Source organism: Flavobacterium koreense (genome assembly GCF_054776075.1).
The window spans coordinates 242,085-265,472 of record NZ_BAAHCF010000042.1 but is presented as its reverse complement, the minus strand read 5'-3'; the positions used below and the strand labels follow the sequence as shown (position 1 = coordinate 265,472).

Annotated in this window: 20 protein-coding genes; 7 read left to right on the top strand and 13 right to left on the bottom strand. The window is 31.0% G+C overall.

Annotation, left to right across the window (positions count from 1 at the left end; translation table 11 throughout):
* The first annotated feature begins 106 nt into the window (after positions 1 to 106).
* From ACYU7A_RS14700 to hemN, 6 genes are all read left to right on the top strand, one after another.
* On the top strand, positions 107 to 1,237 hold the full coding sequence (locus ACYU7A_RS14700) for an aspartate aminotransferase family protein (protein WP_460577786.1): 1,131 nt from the start codon (positions 107 to 109) through the stop codon (positions 1,235 to 1,237).
* Positions 1,238 to 1,403: 166 nt separating this feature from the next.
* A complete protein-coding gene (locus ACYU7A_RS14695; RefSeq protein WP_460577720.1) occupies positions 1,404 to 2,798 on the top strand; it encodes a tetratricopeptide repeat protein in 1,395 nt (464 codons plus the stop codon).
* A gap of 2 nt (positions 2,799 to 2,800) precedes the next feature.
* The gene (locus tag ACYU7A_RS14690) at positions 2,801 to 3,307 is read left to right on the top strand and encodes an energy transducer TonB (RefSeq protein ID WP_460577719.1); all 507 of its coding nucleotides are present in this window, start codon (positions 2,801 to 2,803) and stop codon (positions 3,305 to 3,307) included.
* A complete protein-coding gene (locus ACYU7A_RS14685) occupies positions 3,291 to 4,037 on the top strand; it encodes a shikimate dehydrogenase family protein (RefSeq protein ID WP_460577718.1) in 747 nt (248 codons plus the stop codon). Before ACYU7A_RS14690 ends, ACYU7A_RS14685 begins: the two co-directional genes overlap by 17 nt.
* Positions 4,038 to 4,175: 138 nt before the next feature.
* Positions 4,176 to 6,341 carry a DUF349 domain-containing protein gene (locus tag ACYU7A_RS14680; protein WP_460577716.1) on the top strand — a complete coding sequence of 722 codons (2,166 nt, stop codon included), beginning with the start codon at positions 4,176 to 4,178 and terminating at the stop codon, positions 6,339 to 6,341.
* A gap of 392 nt (positions 6,342 to 6,733) precedes the next feature.
* Positions 6,734 to 8,098: an oxygen-independent coproporphyrinogen III oxidase gene (gene hemN, locus ACYU7A_RS14675; RefSeq protein ID WP_460577715.1), complete on the top strand. Its 1,365-nt coding sequence runs from the start codon at positions 6,734 to 6,736 to the stop codon at positions 8,096 to 8,098.
* A 64-nt stretch (positions 8,099 to 8,162) separates the two neighbouring features.
* Here hemN and ACYU7A_RS14670 read toward each other — a convergent pair whose 3' ends face one another.
* From ACYU7A_RS14670 to ACYU7A_RS14620, 11 genes are all read right to left on the bottom strand, one after another.
* Positions 8,163 to 10,529 (bottom strand): hypothetical protein, encoded by a 2,367-nt coding sequence (locus ACYU7A_RS14670; protein ID WP_460577713.1) that lies wholly within the window; start codon positions 10,527 to 10,529, stop codon positions 8,163 to 8,165.
* Positions 10,489 to 11,631 (bottom strand): hypothetical protein, encoded by a 1,143-nt coding sequence (locus ACYU7A_RS14665; protein WP_460577712.1) that lies wholly within the window; start codon positions 11,629 to 11,631, stop codon positions 10,489 to 10,491. The genes ACYU7A_RS14670 and ACYU7A_RS14665 overlap by 41 nt, the downstream gene beginning before the upstream one ends.
* 192 nt (positions 11,632 to 11,823) lie before the next feature.
* Complete coding sequence (locus ACYU7A_RS14660; protein WP_298302603.1) at positions 11,824 to 12,054, bottom strand: YdcH family protein; 231 nt, start codon at positions 12,052 to 12,054, stop codon at positions 11,824 to 11,826.
* 20 nt (positions 12,055 to 12,074) lie between these two features.
* The gene (locus ACYU7A_RS14655; RefSeq protein ID WP_460577711.1) at positions 12,075 to 12,779 is read right to left on the bottom strand and encodes a sulfite exporter TauE/SafE family protein; all 705 of its coding nucleotides are present in this window, start codon (positions 12,777 to 12,779) and stop codon (positions 12,075 to 12,077) included.
* Between the two features lie 8 nt (positions 12,780 to 12,787).
* Positions 12,788 to 13,234 (bottom strand): FixH family protein, encoded by a 447-nt coding sequence (locus ACYU7A_RS14650; protein ID WP_298302608.1) that lies wholly within the window; start codon positions 13,232 to 13,234, stop codon positions 12,788 to 12,790.
* A 33-nt stretch (positions 13,235 to 13,267) separates the two neighbouring features.
* Positions 13,268 to 14,689 carry a cytochrome c oxidase accessory protein CcoG gene (gene ccoG, locus ACYU7A_RS14645; protein WP_460577709.1) on the bottom strand — a complete coding sequence of 474 codons (1,422 nt, stop codon included), beginning with the start codon at positions 14,687 to 14,689 and terminating at the stop codon, positions 13,268 to 13,270.
* Between the two features lie 79 nt (positions 14,690 to 14,768).
* Complete coding sequence (locus ACYU7A_RS14640; protein WP_460577708.1) at positions 14,769 to 15,716, bottom strand: cbb3-type cytochrome c oxidase N-terminal domain-containing protein; 948 nt, start codon at positions 15,714 to 15,716, stop codon at positions 14,769 to 14,771.
* Positions 15,717 to 15,744: 28 nt separating this feature from the next.
* Positions 15,745 to 15,912 (bottom strand): CcoQ/FixQ family Cbb3-type cytochrome c oxidase assembly chaperone, encoded by a 168-nt coding sequence (locus ACYU7A_RS14635; protein WP_298302616.1) that lies wholly within the window; start codon positions 15,910 to 15,912, stop codon positions 15,745 to 15,747.
* 2 nt (positions 15,913 to 15,914) lie between these two features.
* Positions 15,915 to 18,098: a cytochrome-c oxidase, cbb3-type subunit I gene (gene ccoN / locus ACYU7A_RS14630; protein WP_460577706.1), complete on the bottom strand. Its 2,184-nt coding sequence runs from the start codon at positions 18,096 to 18,098 to the stop codon at positions 15,915 to 15,917.
* Positions 18,099 to 18,100: 2 nt separating this feature from the next.
* Positions 18,101 to 18,295, bottom strand: a complete 195-nt coding sequence (ccoS, locus tag ACYU7A_RS14625) for a cbb3-type cytochrome oxidase assembly protein CcoS (protein ID WP_298302622.1) — start codon at positions 18,293 to 18,295, stop codon at positions 18,101 to 18,103.
* A gap of 117 nt (positions 18,296 to 18,412) precedes the next feature.
* Entirely contained in the window at positions 18,413 to 20,788 is a 2,376-nt protein-coding gene (locus tag ACYU7A_RS14620; RefSeq protein ID WP_460577705.1) for a heavy metal translocating P-type ATPase, read from the bottom strand.
* 105 nt (positions 20,789 to 20,893) lie between these two features.
* On the opposite strand from ACYU7A_RS14620, the gene ACYU7A_RS14615 reads away from it, so the two are divergent.
* Positions 20,894 to 21,574: a Crp/Fnr family transcriptional regulator gene (locus ACYU7A_RS14615; RefSeq protein WP_460577703.1), complete on the top strand. Its 681-nt coding sequence runs from the start codon at positions 20,894 to 20,896 to the stop codon at positions 21,572 to 21,574.
* 2 nt (positions 21,575 to 21,576) lie between these two features.
* Here the strand turns inward: ACYU7A_RS14615 and ACYU7A_RS14610 are convergent, their stop codons facing one another.
* Together ACYU7A_RS14610 and ACYU7A_RS14605 are read right to left on the bottom strand one after the other, a co-directional pair.
* Positions 21,577 to 21,879: an antibiotic biosynthesis monooxygenase family protein gene (locus ACYU7A_RS14610; RefSeq protein WP_460577702.1), complete on the bottom strand. Its 303-nt coding sequence runs from the start codon at positions 21,877 to 21,879 to the stop codon at positions 21,577 to 21,579.
* Between the two features lies 1 nt (position 21,880).
* Positions 21,881 to 23,329 carry an APC family permease gene (locus tag ACYU7A_RS14605; RefSeq protein ID WP_460577700.1) on the bottom strand — a complete coding sequence of 483 codons (1,449 nt, stop codon included), beginning with the start codon at positions 23,327 to 23,329 and terminating at the stop codon, positions 21,881 to 21,883.
* Positions 23,330 to 23,388: the final 59 nt, after the last annotated feature.

Here is a 23,388-nt window from a genome sequence, read left to right as displayed (position 1 = left end):
AAATTTGCCAAAGAAAAAATAGTCAATAAAAAATTGACTTTATACCAATATTAAATTGAACGATTTTTTAAAATACCAAGCACAAACTTCACCTTACCCATTAGGAATGGAGGTTTCTCACGCTATTGGTTCCTACATTTACGATACTAACAATAAAAAATATTTAGATTTTGTTGCTGGTGTTTCGGCTTGCTCGCTTGGACATCAACATCCACGAGTAAATCAAGCCATCAAAGATCAATTGGATAAATATTCACATGTGATGGTTTACGGTGAATATTCTCAAAGTCCAGCGGTTCAATATTGCAAATTATTGGTTGAAAATTTACCAAAAGAATTAAACAAAGTTTACTTAGTAAATTCAGGTACAGAAGCTTGCGAAGGTGCGTTAAAACTCGTTCGACGTGTCACAGGAAGAAGTCAGTTGATTTCGTGTCATAATGCCTATCACGGAAATACTATGGGTTCGATGAGTGTTATGGGATTTGAAGAACGCAAACAAGTTTTTCGTCCGTTAATTCCCGATGTTGATTTCATCACTTTTAACAATGAAGATGATTTACAAAAAATAACAACCAAAACTGCTGGAATAATTCTCGAAAGTATTCAAGGTGGCGCTGGTTTCATTCAACCTCAAAACGACTTTTTAGCTAAAGTGAAAAAACGTTGTGAAGAAGTTGGAGCTTTAATGATTGTTGACGAAATCCAACCTGGTTTTGGAAGAACTGGAAAATTGTTTGGATTTGAAAATTACAATGTCGTTCCTGATGTAGTCATTATCGGAAAAGGAATGGCTGGCGGAATGCCTGTTGGAGGTTTCATTGCCAACGAAAAACACATGGATTTATTAAGTCACGATCCTAAATTAGGACATATTACAACTTTTGGTGGTCATCCTGTGATTGCTGCTGCTTGTTTGGCAACACTACAAGAAGTTTTAGAAAAAGACTATGCCCAACAATCTTTAGAAAAAGAAAAATTGTTTAGATCACTTTTGGTACATCCTTTGATACAAGAAGTTAGAGGAAAAGGATTGATGTTAGCCGCAATGACATCTGATGAAGAAATAACAAATCAGGTGATTTTACGTTGTCAAGACAAAGGATTGATTCTATTTTGGTTATTGTTTGAAGGTAAAGCCATCCGAATTACGCCACCATTAACTATTTCTGAAGAGGAAATTAGAGAAGGGTGCAAAATTATTTTGGAGGTTATGGATGAGATTTATTCAAATTAAAAATTGAGAATTAATAATTAATTTTAAAACATTTCGATAATTTTTAATTCTCAATTTTTAATTCAACATTTCCTGTTAATTAAATTGTTCAAAACAAAAATCAATTTTCCTTAAATGACGATATTAGTTAACTACTTTTATTAAGGATAATTTTAAACAAAAAGCTATGCATTTGGATCACGACGAAGAAGACTACAATCTATCCTTATCGAAGTTTGAATCCATGTTGAAAACCAACAAAGTTTTCTTTTTTGATTCAGAAGAATTTGAAGAAATTATTCTTCATTATCTTGATATGGGCAAAGCTAATTTAGCTAAAAAAGCTTTAAAATTAGGACTTGAACAACATCCTAAATCAACTGGTTTAAAGCTAGTTCAAGTAGAAATGTTGGTATATGATGACAAGCTCGAAATAGCTGAAAAAATGCTTAACGAATTGTATGCCATAGAGCCAACGAACGAAGAAATTTTTATTCAAAAAGCTAATATTTATTCGAAAAGAGACAACCATGTAAAAGCGGTTGAACTCCTTGAAGAAGCTTTAAAATATACCGAAGATTTAGCCGATGTTTACAACCTTATTGGTATGGAATATCTGTTTATGGACAACCTTGAAAAGGCAAAAGAGAATTTCAAAAGTTGTTTAGAAGTAGATATTGAAGACCAATCGGCACTATATAATGTGGTTTATTGCTACGAATTTTTAGATCAAAATGCAGAAGCAATTGAATATATTAAAACCTACATTGATAGAAATCCATATTCAGAAATTGCTTGGCATCAACAAGGACGTTTGTATTACGGATTGAAAGATTATGTAAATGCAGTGCGTGCTTTTGAATATGCAACTTATATTGATGAAGAATTTCTAGGTGCTTTCATGGAAAATGGAAAAGCTTTAGAACGTCTAAAACGTTATGAAGACGCTATTGAAAATTACCAAAGAACTATCGATTTAGACGATCCAACTTCGTATGCTTTATTACGTATTGGAAAATGTCACGAAAAATTAGGGAATAAAGCGGAAGCGTTAAAATATTTCAACAAAACAGTTCACGAAGATCCTTTATTAGACAAAGGTTGGATTGCGATAACTGATTTTTATGTGCGTCAGAAAAATTTTCAAAAAGCGTTGTTTTATGTGAACAAAGCTTTAGCAATTGACGACCAAAATCGCGCTTATTGGAAACGTTTTGCAACGATAAATAAAGCCATGAATTTCTATGAAGAAGCGGAACTTGGTTATAGAAAAGCTGTTGAATTTGGAGATGACCATTTAGATACTTGGTTGTTTTGGATTGATATTTTACAGTTTTTAGGTGAATTTGATTCTGCTGTTATGACATCGCTTCAAGCTACCGAATTTTTCCCTGAAGAATATCAAATCGAATACCGTTTGGCAGGATTTTATTTTATGCTAAATGATACTGAAAAAGGAACATTTCACTTGAGTAATGCATTGCGTTTGAACTTTAATAATCATACTTTATTAGAAGAATTATTTCCAACTGTTTGGACTATCAAAAAAGTGCAGAGTTTGATTAAGAAACATAATAAATAATTATGAAAAAGTTCTTTTGTATCATTTGTTTTTTAGCTATAAATACTTTTTTTGCTCAAAAAAAAGAAACAACAAATTCAGTTTCAAAAACTATCGTAACTGAAAAAAATATTGAAACAGTTACTATTGAACCCAATTCTGAACTGACTGAAGCACCTGGTGAAATTGTTTATGATGAAAACAGTATTTATCCGGTATTTGCAGTTGAAGAAAAACCTGAATTCCCTGGCGGAATTGAAAAATTTCATTTGTATATTTCTAAAAGATTCAATTATTCTAATGAAATGAAAGAAGCACAACTTAAAGGTAAAGTTTTAGCTAGTTTTGTTGTAGAAAAAAACGGAAATATAAGCGAAATCAAAATTCTTAGAGATATTGGTTATGATTCGGGAAAAGAACTACTTCGTATTTTAAAAGGAATGCCAAATTGGAAGCCTGCAGTTCAAAAAGGTAAAAATGTGAGATGCAATTTTCTAATCCCAATAGTTATCGATGCAACAAGACCATAAAAAATTCGGATTAATAGGTAAAGATATTTCCTACTCTTTTTCAAAAAAATATTTTACAGAAAAATTTTCAAAGGAACTTTTTGATGATTGCACTTACGAGAATTTTGATATTCCAACAATAGAAGAATTTCCGAATGTATTGAAAGAAAATCCCGATTTGAAAGGTTTAAACGTAACTATTCCTTACAAAGAAGCTATTATTCCATTTCTTGATACCATGTCGGATAAAGCGTTCAGAATTGGCGCAGTGAATGTAATTCGTTTTACTAAAAAAGGAAATCTAAAAGGTTATAATTCTGATTGGTATGGTTTTAAAAAATCGTTAGAGCCACTACTCCAACCGCATCATAAAAAAGCATTAATTCTTGGAACTGGTGGTGCTTCAAAAGCAGTTGCCTTTGCTTTAGATAAACTAGGGATTTTTTACACTTTTGTGTCTAGAGAAGCTACAGAAAATGCCATTGATTACAACAGAGTCAACGTTACAACATTTGATAATTTTCAAATAATAATCAATTGCACACCACTTGGAACTAGTCCAAACACAAAGGAATTTCCTCCTATTCCGTATGAGTTTTTTACAGAAAAACACATCGCTTTTGACTTAATTTACAATCCCGAAGAAACGCAGTTTTTAAAGAAAGCTAAGAAAAAAGGAGCAACTATTAAAAATGGCTACGAAATGTTAGTTTTTCAAGCAGAAAAAGCTTGGACGATTTGGAATAAATAATTTTCTTTTCTTTCTCTTCTTAAAATTTTCTTAATAAAAACAACAGAAACCATTGATTTTCTTTGATTTTTGATGCTACTTTACTACCTTTCGCCCTCCAAAAAGGAAAATATTGTATAACCTTACACATTTAAGCAAATGTTAGAAGAAAAGAATGATAACCTGTCAGTTAACGAAAACGAGACAGATGGAAACGTAAACAATGCCTCTCAAGAAGCGGTTCAAACTGAAAATCAAGAAGTTGAAGCAATCGCAGAAGCTGTTGAAACACAAGTTGAATTGGTTCCTGATACCGAAGTTGAAGCTCCATTAGTAGCTGAAGCTGAACAAGAAACGGCTCTAGAAGTTGAAGACCTTGTAGGTGAACAAATTACAGAAACACCTAAAGAAGTTCCAACAATTGAAAATACAACTGAAGAAGTTGTAGAAAATGTTATTGAATTAACAGACGAACAAGTTGCTGACGATACCATCGTTTTAGAAGATGAAAATGATTTTGCAATGAACGCCATTGCTAATGCGAATGCAGAAGAAAGCGAAGATGAAACGGTAAAAGGTCGTTATGACATTCCGTTGCAAGATTATGAAGCTTTGCCAATGGAAAAATTGGTTGAAGAGTTGGAAACACTTGTTGCCACTGACCAAGTAATGTCGGTTCGTGAACATGTTGAAGAAGTTAAAAAAGCATTTTTGTCTAAATTTCACCATTTTATGGATGAAAAAAGAGATGAATTTCATGCAGAAAATCCAGATACTACTGAGGATTTCCATTATAGTTTTCCATTAAAAACAAAATTTGATTCTTTATACAATCAATACAGAGATAAGAAAAATGCACATTTTAAATCGCTTCAAAATAATTTGAAAGCGAATTTAGAAAACAGAATGGCGATTGTTGAAGAGTTGAAAAACTTGGTTAACAATTCGACAGGAAATATTGCCAATGCTCTAAAACAGTTAAATGATATTAGAGAACGTTGGAAAAATGCTGGACCAATTCCAAAAGATAAATACAACCACGTTTGGAATAACTATCATTTTCACATTGAGAATTTTTATGATTTCTTGCACTTAGATAGAGATGCGCGTGATCAAGAATTCAAACACAATTTAGAATTAAAAAACAAAATTATAGCTCGTGTTGGTGAATTAATTCATGAAACTGACATCAACAAATCGTTCCGTGAATTACAAGATTTACACCGTATTTGGAAGGAAGATATCGGACCAGTTTCAAGAGAAAATCGTGAAGAATTATGGAAACAATTCAGTGAATTGACCAAACAAATGCACGATAAACGTGAAACTTTTTACGAAAGTTTTAGAGCAAAAGAAACCGAAAATCTTGAAAAGAAAAACGAAATCATTGCGCAATTAGAAGTTTTAGCTCAAGAGAAAGTAGATTCGCACCAAGCTTGGTTGAACCAAATTGTAAAAGTGGAAGCTTTGAGAAATCAATTCTTTGCTACAGGAAAAGTTCCAAGTGAAGTGAATGAAGCTACTTGGGCGAGATTTAAAAATGCCGTTCGTGATTTTAATGTTTTGAAAAACTCTTTCTACAAAGACATTAAGAAAGATCAAAACGATAATTTAAGCAAAAAGCAAGCACTTGTAGATAGAGCAAATGAATTGAAAGAAAGCGAAGATTTTGCTGTTACAACGCCTTTAATGAAGCAAATTCAAGAAGATTGGAAACAAGTTGGACACGTGCCAAGAAAATTTTCTGATAAACTTTGGGATGAATTTAAAGCCGCTTGTAACCATTATTTTGAGCGTTTGAAAGACAGTAAAAAAGAAGAAAATGCTGAAGAAGTTGCTGCTTTTGAAAAGAAAAAAGAATATTTAGAAACGTTACGTTCATTTGAATTAGTTGGTGATCATAAAACCGATTTGGATGCCATAAAAGCACATATTGAAGCGTGGAAATCTATTGGAAGAGTTCCTTTTAACAGAAGACATGTAGAAGGAAAATTCAATAAAATTCTAGATGCTTTGTTTGAAAAATTAAGCTCTAGCAAAAAAGAAAGCGAGCAATTGCGTTTTGCTAATCGTTTGGACAACATTTCAGGTTCTGAAGACAGTAGAAAATTAGACAATGAAAAAATCTTCATCATGAGAAAAATTGATGAAGTTCAACATGAAATTTTCCAATTAGAAAACAACATTCAGTTCTTCCAAAACACTAAGAATGCTAAGAAAGAAAATTCAATTGTAACTGAGGTTAGAAAAACAATTGAAAGACATAAAGAAGAATTAATTTCTTGGAAAGACAAATTAAAACAAATTAGAAATTTGAATAAATAAAACAAAAGCTCACTTTAAACGGTGAGCTTTTTTTATAGCTTAATTTTAATTTACAACAATCACAATTTATAATGTAAAATATGTTTTCAATTCTTAAATTAACTTTGATAATTGAAATTTAAAACTTCAATTATGATTTGCCAAGTTGGCGCAACAGCATTTAGAATATAGAGATTTTCCAACTTTCCGTCTATAACCAACGAAATGGTACACGAGCTGAATAACTGTTAATCATAAAATTAAAAAACTACTTAGGTAGTTTTTTTTATTTCTCTTTTTATACAAAATAAAATCTCTCCTATCATTTCTATTTTCTGTTCTTTCTCATATGACAATTATCATTTTTTTATAACAGAACTCAGGTTACTTTTGAAACTTAAAAGTAGACCATCATGTCAATTTCCTTAATTCAAAAATATAATGTTCCTGGACCAAGATATACAAGTTATCCGACGGTTCCTTATTGGGAAGAAAATTTATTTTCATTGGAACAATGGAAAAATACTTTTATAAAATCATTCAACGAATCTAATGCTTCAGAAGGTATTAGTCTATATATCCATTTACCTTTTTGCGAAAGCATGTGCACCTTTTGTGGTTGCAACAAACGAATAACAAAGAATCACGAAGTTGAAAATCCGTATGTTTTAGCGGTTTTAAAAGAATGGAATTTGTATTGCGATTTATTACCAAATAAACCCATTATCAAAGAAATTCATCTTGGTGGCGGAACACCTACTTTCTTCTCACCAGAAAATTTAGAAGCTTTAATCAACGGAATTTTTACACGTGGAATCAAAGCCAAAGACCACGAATTTAGCTTTGAAGGTCATCCAAATAACACCACAAGAAGACATTTACAATCACTTTATGATTTAGGATTTAGAAGAGTGAGTTTTGGTGTGCAAGATTATTCTAGTAAAGTTCAAACAGCTATTCATAGAATTCAACCGTTTCACAATGTGGCGAAAGTTACTTTTTGGGCCAAAGAAATTGGTTATACCTCAATTGGTCACGATTTAATATTTGGATTACCATTTCAAACTTTGAATGATGTAATTGATACGATTGATAAAACAAAATCGCTTTCACCAGATAGATTGGCATTTTATAGTTATGCGCATGTGCCTTGGATAAAAGGTAACGGACAACGCGGATTTAAAGGTGAAGATTTGCCTAAAGATGATGAAAAACGTCAACTTTATGAAGCCGGAAAAAATAGATTATCGCAGAATAATTATCATGAAATTGGGATGGATCATTTTGCTTTAGAAACCGATAGCATGTATGATTCATTTCAAAAAGGAAATTTACACCGCAATTTTATGGGTTACACTTCATCCAAAACACAATTGATGATTGGACTTGGCGTTTCTTCTATAAGCGATAGTTGGTACAGTTTTGCACAAAATGAAAAAACTATTGAAGACTATTACAAAAGATTAGATGCTAATGAATTGCCAGTTTTTCGTGGACATATTCTAACAGATGAAGATTTAATTATTAGAAAACATATTCTAAATTTGATGTGCCAATTTGAAACTTCTTGGAAAAATGATAGCGACTTTTTTCCTGAATTACCAGAAATCATCAATCAACTTCATGAAATGGAAACTGATGGTTTGGTAAAAATTTCAAGTAAATCTATACAAGTTACAGAAAAAGGTAAACCATTTGTCAGAAACATTTGTATGGCATTTGATTTACGCTTAAAAAGAAATGCGCCACAAACGGAATTATTTTCAATGACTGTATAATTATCAATTGATAATAAAATAAGGGAATTAAAAGTATTTTTTAATTCCCTTATTTTATTGCAAATTAATTTAAAAACTGATCTAACAATGGACAATTATATTGTTGATACGTTTTGGTATTCTTATAAATTGTTAGAAAGTTTTTGATTTCAATTCCTGCAATAAATGGTTTCGGATTTTCTTCATAAGGCTTTGCGAAAGAATAATGTTTGGTTAAATCACATTCAAAAATCATTAAACTTGCCATTGCTTTTATCTCTTTATTTTTAGCTAATTGCAAAGCTTTTTGATAATATTGTCTTGCCATTTCAAGATTATAAAAATTCCCATTTTGAAATGTTACTTCTTTATCTACTCTATTGCCACCAAAAACATAATCTGCAAAACTATATTCACCCGAAGACAATCCATAAGCTGTCATCATCCAAGCATTTCCAACAGAAGACACATTGTAATAAGCATGAGCCAATTTCAAATTACTTTCGGCTGTATTTTGTTTTTTTAACTTAATTAAAGTTGCAACAAAATTGGCTTTATCAAATTTATAATCATATTTTCTTTCCTTAGTTCCATAAACTAAAACCTTTGGAATAAATGGATTTTCATTTAAATAGTATTTAAATTCATAGGTTTTTTCATAGAACTCTTTCGGAATTTCAGCAAAGGTTTTTTGAGCTAATTCTAAATTATTATTTCTAAAAGCAAGCGTTCCTTTAACATCTTTGTAAGCATTTATGTCTTGAAATGTCGTGCCCGAACAAATGTACTTTTCAAAAGGAGTTTTGTCTTCTTTTTGAATTAATGCTATCAGGTTATCGATATCATTTTCTTTTGCAAAACGCTCGAAATAACCTATGTAATAATAGTAGTATTGGTCCTCATAATAGCTATAATATCCACCTAAATTATCTGAATATGTCTTCTTGTTTTCTGATTTTAAAAACAATAAACCAGCAGTTGCAGCATCTTTTTTATCTAAATATTGTTTACTCGCAATGCGATATAAAGAATACATACTTTTAAAAAGTGTGGCATCATTTTCTACAATATCTTCAATAGCATTGAAACTTTCGAATAGAATTTGTTTCGTTTTTTCATCAGAAATATTTCCTTGTTTTAAAGCAATTAAAGCTAATTGGATATGCTTTTGAAGTTGAATACTTGCATTTGCATTCGAAGAAATTTTATTGGAATATTGCTTACCTAAATCAATTTCATCGTTTATAAAACATAATTGTGCAATGGCAGTATTATAAAAATCTTTTTGCTCACTAACAGCTTGCGATTGAATCTCTATTAGATATGCTTTCAACTCATTTAAGTAAGCATAATCATTAATTTCGTTTTCTTTTTTGGCTTTTTCATAATCGGTATACCAATCTTGAGTTTCAAAAACCACTGATGGAGAATTTTCGGTATATTTTGGTGTAAAAATCCAATCTTCTAATTTGTTGATTTCTCTTCCAACAAGAAAACTAAAATATTCACTTTGAGGAATTAATTGTTGAATTTCCTTCAAGTCTTTTAAAGCTGGTGATGGATTTCTCATGCATTTTAATGCCAAAATTATTCCTTTTTCAAAATCGTTTTTTGCATATTTTAATGTTTCTTCAATGATTTTATCATGAAAATTTAGCATTACAGCAAATGCTTTTTCATCGCATGAAACAAAGACTTTACTTAAATAATAATTTCTTAATGCTTTATCTTCTATAGACATAGCAAAGTAGTGCATCGCCCAAGGATTTAAAATAGAATTGTCTTTAGATGTAAAATATTTTTGATACAACTCTTCAATTTCTTTAGAAGTTCCGTTGTTATAAAAATCATATCGCAACAATAAAAATGCATATCTTTTAATTAGAAAAGCATCTTTGGTAGATTGCAATTTATTTTTGAAATTTGAAATTACCGCTTTCACTTTAGATTTTTCATGATAATAATCTACTTGAATATCATCCCAAGATTCCCATTTATTTCCTCCTAAATTGTTGTATTCAATCTTTTTGGCTAATGAAATATATTCGAAAAACAATTTGTTCTTTGGTAAAGCCAATGCTTCAATAAAGGAATTGTCTTTAAATACATTTTGTAAAACTTTAGATTTAGAAGCATTTTCAAACTTTTCCGATTCAGTATTATAAAGAATTTCGTAGATGTCATCAATAGAAATTTGGTTGCCAAGTTTGGCTTGCCATTCTTTACAATTTCTAATTTGATCGGCATTTTTTCCTTCTTTTACCGACATATAATAATCGGCAGAATAGCAAAATGGTCGTAGTTTTACATTGTTTATTCGTTCTGCACGAAATAACGCTAAACGAGTTGTTTCGGGAGTCTCGCTCCATCCACAAGCAAAAATTTGAATACTAAATAACAGAAAAAAAGCACTAAAAACTTTCATAATACTTGGATATATTTTGAACTCCATAATCGTTTATGTATTTTTTATCGAATGAAAAGAAGGTAACTTTGGTAGTGTTTGAAATTTTTACTTTTTCTGTAATTATATCAATCATTTCGTCAATTTCTTCATCTGAAATTTTTTCAATTTTTATTTCATCACCATTTCTCGCGTAGAAATTTCCTATTTGAATGTCATCTTGCAAAGTGTATTTGTTATCATCTGCTTTTTTGAAAATTGTTGGACTTTTTTCAAATTCTTGATAATCGGAAATGACACCTTTAAATTCGCCACCACGAAATAAAACCGACCAACTAAACAAAGGCAAAGCAATATCTAATTCTAATGGATATTTATCATGCGTAACATAATCAGCTAATTCATCACTTGTACCGATAGAATTTTTGGTATTATATTCGGTTGGATTTGTCATGTTGTAACACATTAAAAGCCCTTTATCCACTGGAGGAATTCCTGCTTTTTCATAATATTTATATTGCCAAAGTCGAATAGTTGAAGCAATTTTATAGTTTGAAAATTTTGATTTCAATTTCTCTAATAAATAAAAATAATTGTCTTTAGATGATTCGGTCCAATCGCAATCAAAAAGAAGTTCTTGAATGTCTTTCTCGAATTTTGGCTTTTCCGCTATTATTATGGAATCTGTGCTTAATCTAGATTGAAAAGCATTTCCTTTTTGTCTTTCATAATCTGCATCTGCAATTTTGTATGCTAAAGCACTCGCTTTTTCAGTTTGATATTTATCAATGATTTTTTTTATGCGAATTGCTATTCGTTCAGACAAAATATCCAATTGAGGCTTTGACGAATTTAAAAGTACATCATTAGTAATAAAAATACTTGGTGTAATATTTAAACCATCAGTAATTCGAATATTATAAACGGTTGCTACAGGTTGGGCTTCTTCTGCATATGGATTCCAATCGACGTCAAAAAAGCGAACGTACATGTGTTTTAGATTCATTTGTTTGGCAAGAGTATCTTCTTCTTGTCCAAAATAACTATCGGTTTTCCAATAGCAAAAAGACTTAATGACATCATGTTTCTTTTTACTTTCGCAAGATAAAAATAACAACGCAACTAGCGGAAAAAGGAGTTTTTTATACATTGAAATATTGGTATTAAATCGATAACGAAATTAGTATAAAACTAGTATATTTTACTAATTAAAAAGTTAGTAAATATGAAAGATATTTTAGCTTTGATTGTAAGTAGATTCTTTTAAAATGTTTGTACAATATTACAAAATCAAAAAGCACGCCTTACAGCGTGCTTTTCTTTAAAACCCAAAATAAAATTACTATCTATTAAGGTGAGAATAAATCTCATCTTTAAGATGTAGTAACTTTGCTTTTAACTCATGAGCATATTCATCTATTACAATTTCTTCACCAGTATTGATATTGTGAATTCTATGTTCTAATTCGTGATATTCATCGAATATTTTTCTGAAATGAGTATCTTCAACTTTTAATTGGTGGATTTTATCCTGATATTCAGGAAACTCGTGGATTAAATCATGTCTTTCCATAATAGTTTGCATTTAGTTAATTAATTATGACAATTTGCATTTGCTTGCACAAACAAATTCATGTTACTTGGAGATATATAGGCAATATCTAATCCTAATCCTCTTAAAATAAAGAGCGTTCCGATAATAACTGTAACAACAGGAATTAACTTTTGCATTTTACTTCGTATTGGAATAGATAAGAAATTAGATATATAAACTACAGCACTCATCATTGGTATGGTTCCCAATCCATAAAGTAACATATAGGTTACACCTAAAGTTACATTTTGCATGGCTATGGCTCCAAAGAGAGCAGCATAAACCAATCCGCATGGGAGAAATCCGTTTAACAATCCAATGGTAAAAAGAGCATCCGGAGATTTTCTTTTAAATTGGTTTCCTAAACTTGTTTTTACATTAGATATTAACTTATAAACTGGTTTAGAAAAATTATATTTCATGAACACTCGCTCAGGAATTAATACAATTACAATCATTAAAATTCCAACAATTATTGATATGTGTTGTTGGATACCAGCCATATAAAATCCTTTACCCAATATTCCGAAAATAAGTCCTAATGATGCATAGGCAGACAATCTACCCAAATGATAAAGCATTATTTGAATTACTTTTTTTGTTGGATTGCTCCTATCTATAGGCAACATCATAGCAATTGGACCGCACATACCAATACAGTGCAAACTACTAATCAAACCGAATATGAGAGCTGAGTAAAGCATGACGCTTGTTAATATAAAATAGTTTCTTTACTTAAGAATTCTTTACCTTCATAAGACCAATCTATAGAAATGTCCCAACGACCGCCAACCAAATTACTTTTAGGTATGAGCAAATGTGGACTAGATAGTGAGATAGGAACCTCAAAATCTAATTTTTTGTTTGACGGTCTGTATAAGGACACTTTTCCATTTATTTTAGAGATATCAAATCCATCAGGAAATGCTATCATTATTCCGTTTTCAGAAGTAGTAATTTTTACTGCTTCAGACATATCGTGAGCATTTTGCTCTTTTTCCATTTGTTTTTCAAATGTTTGTTCTTTCAAATAGTATTTTTCAACCACTAATTCGTTGTCATATTTACTATCGGATTGCACTTTGAAAACAAAGAATAAGATAAAACTCATAAAAAGTGCAAATGCAATTACTATTCCTGTTCCCCAATTGATTTTCATAACCTTTTTTATTTAATTATTATAATCTTATTATTAATTGAAATTTCTTGGACCTGTAAAATTGGTTGTTGTTGTTTCTATAAGTTTATTGTTATCGTAAACTTCAATTTTAACATCAATTTTTTCTCCTTTCAAATCTTTTTCAGGCACTTTAACAAACATTGACCCTTCAGTAATTCCTTGTTTTGGTACTTTGATAAATGGGCTTCCAACCAATTTAATTTCACCTTTAGGCTCAATTAATTTAAAAGTCACATTACTAAATTCACCTTCTGTTTTATTGACAATCTTGTAATTATAAATGTTTGTGATATTACTTCCTTCATGTTGAAACAATTGACCTGGCATGTGCAAAATTGTTGCTTCAACATCATTTCTTAAGAAAAGCATACCTATAAAAACTCCAATTAATATTGCTAAAACTGCAATATAACCTTTCATTCTTGTAGTAAGTTTGAACTTCTCTTTCTTTACGATTTCATCCTCGCTGGCATATCTTATGAGTCCTTTTGGCAAACCAACTTTCTCCATAATCGTGTCACATTCATCGATACATGCAGTACAATTGATACATTCTAATTGAACTCCATTTCTAATATCAATTCCTGTTGGACAAACATGAACGCAAACTTTACAATCGATACAATCACCTTTTCCTGAAGCAGCTCTATCTTCATTTTTATTGAATTTAGCTCTTCCTATTTCACCTTCACCTCTTACGTGATCATAAGCGACATTTATGGTTTTGTTATCCAATAAAACACCTTGCATTCTACCATAAGGACAAGCTATAATGCAAACTTGCTCTCTAAACCATGCGTATATAAAATAGAAAACTCCTGTGAAGATTAATAAAGATATTAATGTGCTTACGTTTTTGGTTGGTCCATCTAAAATAAATGATATTAGTTTATCACTACCTATCAAATAAGCTAGAAAAACATTAGCAATTATAAAAGAAATTATAAAAAAGATGATCCATTTAGTTACTCTCTTTCTTATCTTTTCTCCATCCCAATCTTGCTTTGCTAATCTAATTTGTTGTGCTCTATCACCATCTATCCAAAATTCAATTCTACGGAAAACCATTTCCATAAAAATTGTTTGAGGACAAAACCAACCACAAAAAATTCTACCAAATGCAACAGTAAATAGTGCTAAACCAACTACTCCTATTATCATTGAAATCACAAAAAGGTGAAAATCTTGAGGCCAAAAAGGAAAACTAAAAATATTAAACCTTCTTTCCAAAACATTAAACATCAAAAACTGATTTCCATTAATTTTGATAAATGGAGCTGATAATAAAAACAGTAGTAAAAAATAACTTACTATTTTACGCTTATCATAAAAAGGTCCAGATGGCTTTTTAGGATGAATAAAAGCTCTTTTTCCTGTTTCATCAATAGTTGCAATAGTATCTCTAAAACTATCATCAGGTAAATTGGTTGCCATTTTTTTTATTTTTTACGAATTTAAGCTCGTATAATTTTGAAAGGTTTTAAGTTAAACTTAAAACCTTTCATTAAATACATTATTTTGTTGTTGCAACATTAGTTGTATCTGTTGCAGCTGTTGCTGGTGCATCAGTTTTTGGAGCAGCTTCTTCAACCCATTTTTCTCCTTCAGCTGGTTTTGCTCCTGCTGGTTTAGTTCCTTGTAAACTTAAAACATAACTTGCTACTTTTTGAACCTCTTTGGTTCCAAGTGTTTTAGCCCAACCAACCATAGTTGGATTGTTTTTACTACCTTCTGCAATCAGTTTAAATACATTTTTAATACCGCCACCATTAATCCAGAATTGGTCAGTTAGGTTTGGACCAACTACTCCTCCTCCATCTGCTTTGTGACATGCAGCACAAGCATTAGTGAAAATTTCTTTCCCTTTTGCTAAACTTTCTGCATCTGTTAATAAAGTAACTTTATCTACTGTAACTTCTTCAACAGGATTTGCGGCCTTATTTTTTTCAATTTCAATATTGGCTAATGCTACTTCTTGATCAAATTCTTGTGCCTGAGTATAATCATTAACCACATGGAATCTAACAATATAAACTAGTCCAAAAATTATGGTTGCATAAAATAAATTTACCCACCATGGTGGAAGCACGTTATCAAGTTCGCGAATTCCATCGTAATCATGATCTAACAATATATCAGATTCTTGCTCGATATCTTTAGAACGAGTAAATTTATTCATGATTCCTTGATAGAATTTACTTTCAGTAAATGGAATTGATTGTGCTTCTTCTAATTGTTTTTTCTGATCATCAGTTAACAAATGATAAGTCACTTTATCTACTGCACTAACCACAATTTCTATGGCTACTAACAAGAACAGGAATACAGCAAGAAATAAAGATAGCATAGGATACTTTATGAAAGCTGGCTGGTCTCCTGAATCTATAAAATATTCCATTGCAATCATAACGATGGCAAAAATCACTGGAACTCTTACATATGATGGAAATAATTTTTTCATTTTTTTACTTTTTAAATGTGTAATTAAATTAGTCGTTTAACGGAAGATCACTAATTTCTTTTATAGTATCCTTGCTGTAAGTCATAGCCCAAACTGTGAACAATACAAAAGCAGTAAAGAATATAGTTAGTGATATTATTGGGTATATTGCTACACCATCAATAGTTTCTAAATTGTGTTTTACAAATTTCAACATAACTATTCTTTTTTATCTTTAACGTAAGTATCTGTACCTAATCTTTGTAGATAAGCTATAAGTGCTACAATCTCTCTATTTTTCAATGGAACAGCAGTTTCATTTCCAAAAGATTTTTTAATTTCATTATTAGTAAGCAATGTCGTTTCAATCTCAGTAGATTGTTTGTCAATACTCTTCATAGCATCTGCAATTTCTTGGTCAGTGTATGGAACACCTAGTGTTACCATTGCTTTCATTTTACTTTGAATAAGTGAATTATCAAGTTTGTCATGAATTAACCATTGGTAACTTGGCATAATTGAACCAGATGAAATACTTTGTGGGTCATACATGTGATTGAAATGCCAAACATTATCTCTACCTCCTACAAATGGGTTGTTACGTTTCACACCTTCTCTTGCTAAATCTGGTCCTGTACGTTTAGAACCCCATAAGAATGGATGATCATAAACAAATTCTCCTGATTTAGAATAGTCACCATAACGTTCAACTTCTGAACGGAAAGGTCTAATTAATTGAGAGTGACAACTTACACATCCTTCTCTGATATATAAATCTCTTCCTTGTAATTCAAGAGGTGTATAAGGTTTAACTGCAGCAATTGTTGGTATATTTGATTTTACTAAAATTGTTGGCAAAATCTGAACAGCTCCACCAATTAAAATAGCTACTGTAGTATAAAGCATGAATTGAACTGGTTTTCTTTCTAACCAAGCGTGCCATTTTTCACCTTTTAATCTGTTAGGACTAATAGTTGTTAGCGCTACAGCTTCTGCAGCATCGTCTTCTACAGCAGAACCTTGTTTTACTGTTTTAATAATATTGTAAACTAATACAATTACTCCTGTAAGATATAAAGTTCCTCCAATGGCTCTCATCCAATACATTGGCATAATTTGAGTAACTGTTTCTAAGAAGTTACCATATTCTAATTTAGCACCTTGTGCATCAAATTGTTTCCACATAGAAGCTTGAGTAAATCCTGCAACATACATTGGAAGAGCATATAAAATAATACCTAAAGTACCAATCCAGAAATGGAAGTTGGCAAGTTTTTCAGAATATAATTTTGTTTTAGTAATACGAGGTATTAACCAATATATCATACCAAAAGATAAGAAACCGTTCCAAGCTAAAGCACCTACGTGAACGTGAGCAATAATCCAATCTGTAAAGTGAGCAATAGCATTAACATTTTTAAGAGATAACATTGGTCCTTCAAAAGTTGCCATACCATAACCTGTAATTGCAACTACATAAAATTTCAACACAGAATCGGTTCTTACTTTATCCCAAACACCTCTTAAAGTTAATAAACCATTAATCATACCACCCCAAGATGGAGCAATTAACATGATAGAGAATACAACTCCAAGATTTTGAGCCCAATCTGGCAGTGCAGAATATAATAAATGGTGAGGTCCAGCCCAAATGTAAATAAAGATTAATGACCAAAAGTGGATAATAGATAATCTATATGAATATACAGGACGATTTGCCGCTTTAGGAACAAAATAATACATCATTCCTAAGAAAGGTGTCGTTAAGAAAAAAGCAACCGCATTATGTCCATACCACCATTGAACCAAAGCATCTTGAACACCAGCGTATACTGAGTAAGATTTTAATCCAGAAACAGGTAATTCTAAACTATTAAAGATATGAAGAACAGCAACCGTAACAAAAGTCGCAATGTAGAACCAAATCGCTACGTAAATATGTCTTTCTCTTCTTTTAATAATAGTTCCAATCATGTTGATACCAAATACAACCCAAATTAATGCTATGGCAATATCAATTGGCCATTCTAACTCAGCATATTCTTTTGAAGTTGTGTAACCTAATGGTAAAGTGATTGCAGCAGAAACAATGATTAATTGCCAACCCCAAAAGTGAAGTTTACTCAAAAAGTCACTAAACATTCTAGCTTTTAACAATCGTTGCATTGAGTAATAAACTCCTGCAAACATTGCATTACCCACAAAAGCAAAGATTACTGCATTAGTGTGTAATGGTCTAAGTCTACCAAAACTTAAAAAAGAAATTCCACTAGTTACATTTGGAAATAAAAACATAAATGCTAATATTAATCCAACCAACATACCAACCACACCAAAAACGATGCTGGCATAAATGAAGTTTCTTACAATTTTGTTGTCGTAATAAAATTGTTGTTTGTCCATAATTATAATTGTTTTTCTTCTGTTATTTGTATTTGATTTTTGTTAGTTTCTTTGCGAAGTTCATCGTCAAAAAGCATTCTGACTGATGGTGTATAATCGTCATCGTATTGACCGCTTTTTACAGCTCTTATAAAAGCATATAAAAAGAAAATAGCTACGATTATACTAATTGTGATTAACATGTAAATGACACTCATACCTTAAATTTGTGTTAACAAAATTACTTTACCCTTTATTTATAAAATATGATATTTATCATACTTGAATTATTACATTAAAAATATTGACTTTCGATACTCAAAAGTTATATTTAATTATCTTTTTCTTGCATATATATTGGTCATTATTGTAACAAAACTCACAATAGTTATTGTGCTCAATGGCATAATAATGGCCGCAATAATTGGAGACAGATTTCCTGAAACTGCATAACTCAATCCTACAGCATTATACAATAAAGACAAACCAAAACTCATGTAAATTGTCTTCATAGCATTTTTAGAATAATTCATAAAAAAAGCTATTTTATTGAACTGGGATGCGTCTAAAATTCCGTCACAGGCAGGTGAAAAGACATTTACATTTTCTGAAATTGAGATTCCAACGTTACTTTGTGCTAAAGCTCCGGCATCGTTTAGTCCATCTCCTATCATCATTACATTTTTACCTTCTTTTTGCAAACTTTCTATGTATTGTAATTTTTGCTCAGGCTTTTGATTGAAAACTAAAGAGGTATTAGATGGCAACATTTTTTCTAAAATTTTACGCTCACCATCATTATCTCCTGATAAAACTATTAGATTGTATTTTTTAGAAAGTTGTTCAAATAATCGCTCTAAGCCTTCTCTGTATTGATTATTAAAGACATAACTTCCTTTATAAACTCCATTAAACTCCACATGCACTTTGGTTTTTTTATGTGTGTTTTCTGTCATGGTTTTTAAGAACTGAGATGATCCTAATTTTACTTTAACTCCTTCAATTTCGGCAAAAATTCCTTTTCCGATTATTTCCTCGAAACTTGTTGTATCTAACTTTTCTTGATTCGGAATAAAATCGTACAATCTTCTACTCAATGGATGATTAGAACCACGTAAAACGTTTTTTAACAATCTCAATTCTGCGGAATTCAGTTCAGAACCTTCGTAGGTAATTGCTGTTTTTTCATTTGTTGTAATTGTTCCTGTTTTGTCAAAAACAATACTATCAACTTTAGCTAATTGTTCTATTACTAATGCATTTTTTAAGTAAAATTTTCTGTTTCCGAGAATTCGTAAAACATTTCCCATTGTGAAAGGTGCTGTTAAAGCTAAAGCACATGGACAAGCCACAATTAGAATAGCTGTAAAGACATTAAAAGCTGTGGTAACATCAATAAAAACCCAATATAAAAAGGACACAATAGACAATCCTAACAAAGCAGGTGTGAAATAACGACTGATTTTATCGGTAATGGTTTTATGTTGTTGCTCGACTCTTTTCTGAAAAACATCATTACTCCATAATTGAGTTAGATAACTATTGGACACAGAAAAAAGAACTTCCATTTCGATGACTTTGCCCAATTGCTTTCCTCCTGCAAAAACTTTATCTCCTGATTTTTTCTCAATAGCAACTGCTTCTCCTGTCACAAAACTATAATCGATGGATGCTTTTGGTGAAATTAAAATTCCGTCAACCGGAAGTAATTCTTGATTTCTGATTAATAATCTGTCTCCTTTTACAATATCATAAACTTGAACCGATTCTTCGCTACCATCGGATGTAACTCTAGTAACTGCAATTGGAAAATAGGATTTATAATCACGTTCAAAAGAAAGAAAATCGTAAGTTTTTATCTGAAATAATTTTCCAAGTAGCATGAAGAAAATCAAACCGCACATACTATCAAAAAAACCTTGTCCGTAATCAAAGACAATATCGACAGTACTTCTAATAAACATTACAACAATTCCCAAAGCAATAGGAATATCAATATTTAAAAGCCCTGATTTTATACTTTTCCAAGCAGAAACGTAATATCCGCTTGCAGAATAAATGAATGTAGGTAGTGAAAGTGCAAAAATTAACCATCGAAAAAAAACACGATATTGATTAATCCAAAATTCTTCCACTTCAAAATATTCGGGAAACGATAGTAGCATGATATTTCCGAAACAGAAAAATGCTACTCCTATTTTATAAATTAAAGTTCGATCTACTTTCTTTTTTCCTTCATCAAAATTTTCTAACGAAATGTATGGCTCATATCCAATAGAACTTAACATTTCTACAATTTGTTTTAGCGAAGTTTTATCAGAATTGAAATTAATTCTAACTTTCTTTTCACCAAAATTAACTTGAGAAGTACTTATTCCTGATTGAAGCTTTTGTAGATTTTCCAAAATCCAAATACACGAACTACAGTGTATATGAGGAATGTAGAGTGAAACAATAGCGGTTGCATCCTCTTGAAACTCGAGAAGTTTAGTAACAATTTCTTCATTGTCTAAAAAATCATATTTACCTTTAATATCCAGTGGTGTTGCACCAGGAGATGCTTGAAAATCATAATAACAAGACATGTCGTTCTGACTAAAAATCTCATAAACAGTCTTACAACCATTACAACAGAAACTTTTTTCATCAAATAGAACTTCGTCTTTTTTTATAATTTCATTACCACAATGGAAACAATTTTTTGTGTCCATAAATTTGCTCATTTTACCTGAGACAAAGGTGGAACAATAGTTAAAATTAAAATATGATAATTGTCATACATTCACTATTTTTGTAAATCAATAAAACTATCTCCAATGAGTAAATGTGAACAATGTATCGTTAGACAATTTAGCTCGCTTAAGGCATTAAATAAAGAAGAACTTCTTAAAATGGCAGAATGTAAGACCTCTTACATTATTAAAAAAGGAGAACCGATTTTTGAAGAAGGAGAAACTACTAATGGTATTTTCTGTATTAAAGATGGCGTTTGCAAGCTTACAAAGTTGAGTGCCAATGGTAAAGATCAAATTGTAAAATTGGTAAAACCAGGCGAATTATTGGGTCAACGTTCCTTAATAAGTGAAGAACCTACTAATCTAAGTGCTGTTGCACTTGAAGATATGGAAGTATGCTTTATTCCAAAAAAGGAGATTATGGAATTCTTTAATGAGAATAATCAATTTTCTATGAACGTCATGAAAACCATTTGTGGAGACTTGAAAGATGCCGATGATCACATGGTTTCTTTAGCACAAAAAAGTGTAAAAGAACGCTTAGCGGAAACGTTATTGCATCTTGAAGATACTTTTGGTAAAAATGAAGATGGTTCACTTCACATTCAATTATCAAGAGAAGAACTTGCAGGAATGATTGGAACTGCAACAGAAAGTTGCATTAGATTACTTTCTGAATTCAACAAAACTGGATTGATTGAATTAATTGGTAAAAAAATCGCTATTGTTGACAGAAATAAGTTGAAAAGAATGTCTGAATAAGTTTATTTTTCAAAACTATATTCTTTTTCAACCAAAGCTATTCTTACTGTATAATTTTCATACCATTTTGAAGCACCTAATTTTTGGGCATCAAGATGGTCTAAATTTTGTTTCCAATTCTTAATATCTTCTAATGTTTTCCAATAAGAAACTGTAATACCAATCTCGTTTCTAGCAGATTCAATACCTAGAAATCCTTCTTGCAATTGAGCTAATTCAACCAATTTGGTAGCCATTTCAGAATAATTTTCGTCAATTTCTGTTCTTTTTGAAGTAAAAATCACAGCATAATAAGGTAATTCCATTTTACTCTTTTTTATTCAAAAATAAATAATATACTGGTATTCCTAATGCCACGATAAAAAGTCCTAAACCAGTACTTTTAGTATCATATATCAGTAAAGAGATACAAATTAAAGCGGTTATAACAATATACAAAATTGGAATAACAGGATAACCAAATGCTTTATAAGGACGCTCAGCATTAGGTTCTTTTTTTCTTAAAATAAAAATTCCATAGATAGTTAATATATAAAACAAAAGTGATGCAAATGTGGCATAAGTAAGTAAATCACCATATTTACCAGAAATACAAAGTATACAAGCCCATAAACATTGTAACCAAAGTGCTCTTGCTGGAACATCTTTATCGTTTAAATCACCTGCTGCTTTAAAAAACAAGTTGTCTTTTGCCATAGCATAAAACAATCTTCCACCAGATAAAATTAAGCCTGAATTACATCCAAAAGTTGAAATCATAATCAATCCTGCCATAACAAAAACACCAATATTTCCCATAATCATATTGGCTGCAGCAGTTCCTACTCTATCTTCGCTGGCAAACATGATTCCGTTTCCTAAAACACTACCTGAATCTGGAGTTCCATTTATTGGAAGTAAAGCCAAATAAGCTACGTTGGCTAAAATGTAAATGATAGTTACAATTAAAGTTCCTAAAAATAAACTTCGTGGAATGTTCTTTTTGGGATCTTTAATTTCGCCAGCAATAAAAGTAACATTGTTCCATGCATCACTTGAAAAAAGTGAGTTTATAATTGTTGCTCCCATTGCTCCTATTAAACCTATTCCGACTAATTTTGTTACGGTAATACTTCCGTCTGGATTTACTACGGTTTTTGAGGCATCCCACATATTTGCAAAATTGTTGGATAAAACATCCGTTTTTAAACCAACATACAATCCTAAAATAATTAATGCAAAAAGAGCAATCAATTTGGTTGAAGTAAAAAATAATTGAATTGATTTACCTGTTTTAACTCCTCTAGTATTGATGTATGTTAATAATAATATACTAGCCATGGCTAAAATTTGCTTATTGGTAAAAACAAAACTATCGCCAATTTTTATAAGTTCAGTATCTAAAACTGGGAAAAATACTGCCGAATACTTGGCAAAAGCAACCGCAACAGCGGCGATTACGCCAGTTTGAATAACCGTAAAAACTGTCCAACCATATAGAAATGATGCTAATTTACCATAAGAACGTTGGATGTACACAAATTGTCCGCCAGCATTTGGCATCATTCCTGCTAATTCACCATAACTCAATGCTGCACTCATTGTAAGCAAACCAGTTACCAACCAAATTACCAAAATCCATGCAGCTGATCCTACATCTTTTGCCATTTGTGTTGTAACAATAAATATTCCAGATCCAATCATGGAACCTGCAACAATACTTGTGGCATCAATTAATCCTAAGGAACGTTTTAATTCGTGTTTTACTTCTGACATTGGTTAGTTTTTGGTTGGTTAGTTTTCAAATATAAGTATTTTTAAATAATCAAAAGAAT

Coding starts and splice junctions, on each gene's coding strand:
- ACYU7A_RS14700 (WP_460577786.1), top strand. CDS start 107: ATGGAGGTTTCTCACGCTATTGGTTCCTACATTTACGATACTAACAAT.
- ACYU7A_RS14635 (WP_298302616.1), bottom strand. CDS start 15,912: ATGTTGAAATTTGTAAAACACAATTTAGAAACTATTGATGGTGTAGCA.
- ACYU7A_RS14640 (WP_460577708.1), bottom strand. CDS start 15,716: ATGAAAAAATTATTTCCATCATATGTAAGAGTTCCAGTGATTTTTGCC.
- ACYU7A_RS14605 (WP_460577700.1), bottom strand. CDS start 23,329: ATGTCAGAAGTAAAACACGAATTAAAACGTTCCTTAGGATTAATTGAT.
- ACYU7A_RS14695 (WP_460577720.1), top strand. CDS start 1,404: ATGCATTTGGATCACGACGAAGAAGACTACAATCTATCCTTATCGAAG.
- ACYU7A_RS14655 (WP_460577711.1), bottom strand. CDS start 12,779: ATGCTTTACTCAGCTCTCATATTCGGTTTGATTAGTAGTTTGCACTGT.
- ACYU7A_RS14650 (WP_298302608.1), bottom strand. CDS start 13,234: ATGAAAATCAATTGGGGAACAGGAATAGTAATTGCATTTGCACTTTTT.
- ACYU7A_RS14685 (WP_460577718.1), top strand. CDS start 3,291: ATGCAACAAGACCATAAAAAATTCGGATTAATAGGTAAAGATATTTCC.
- ccoS (WP_298302622.1), bottom strand. CDS start 18,295: ATGAGTGTCATTTACATGTTAATCACAATTAGTATAATCGTAGCTATT.
- ACYU7A_RS14660 (WP_298302603.1), bottom strand. CDS start 12,054: ATGGAAAGACATGATTTAATCCACGAGTTTCCTGAATATCAGGATAAA.
- ACYU7A_RS14670 (WP_460577713.1), bottom strand. CDS start 10,529: ATGGAGTTCAAAATATATCCAAGTATTATGAAAGTTTTTAGTGCTTTT.
- ACYU7A_RS14610 (WP_460577702.1), bottom strand. CDS start 21,879: ATGGAATTACCTTATTATGCTGTGATTTTTACTTCAAAAAGAACAGAA.
- ACYU7A_RS14615 (WP_460577703.1), top strand. CDS start 20,894: ATGAGTAAATGTGAACAATGTATCGTTAGACAATTTAGCTCGCTTAAG.
- ACYU7A_RS14665 (WP_460577712.1), bottom strand. CDS start 11,631: ATGTATAAAAAACTCCTTTTTCCGCTAGTTGCGTTGTTATTTTTATCT.
- hemN (WP_460577715.1), top strand. CDS start 6,734: ATGTCAATTTCCTTAATTCAAAAATATAATGTTCCTGGACCAAGATAT.
- ACYU7A_RS14680 (WP_460577716.1), top strand. CDS start 4,176: ATGTTAGAAGAAAAGAATGATAACCTGTCAGTTAACGAAAACGAGACA.
- ccoN (WP_460577706.1), bottom strand. CDS start 18,098: ATGGACAAACAACAATTTTATTACGACAACAAAATTGTAAGAAACTTC.
- ACYU7A_RS14620 (WP_460577705.1), bottom strand. CDS start 20,788: ATGGACACAAAAAATTGTTTCCATTGTGGTAATGAAATTATAAAAAAA.
- ccoG (WP_460577709.1), bottom strand. CDS start 14,689: ATGGCAACCAATTTACCTGATGATAGTTTTAGAGATACTATTGCAACT.
- ACYU7A_RS14690 (WP_460577719.1), top strand. CDS start 2,801: ATGAAAAAGTTCTTTTGTATCATTTGTTTTTTAGCTATAAATACTTTT.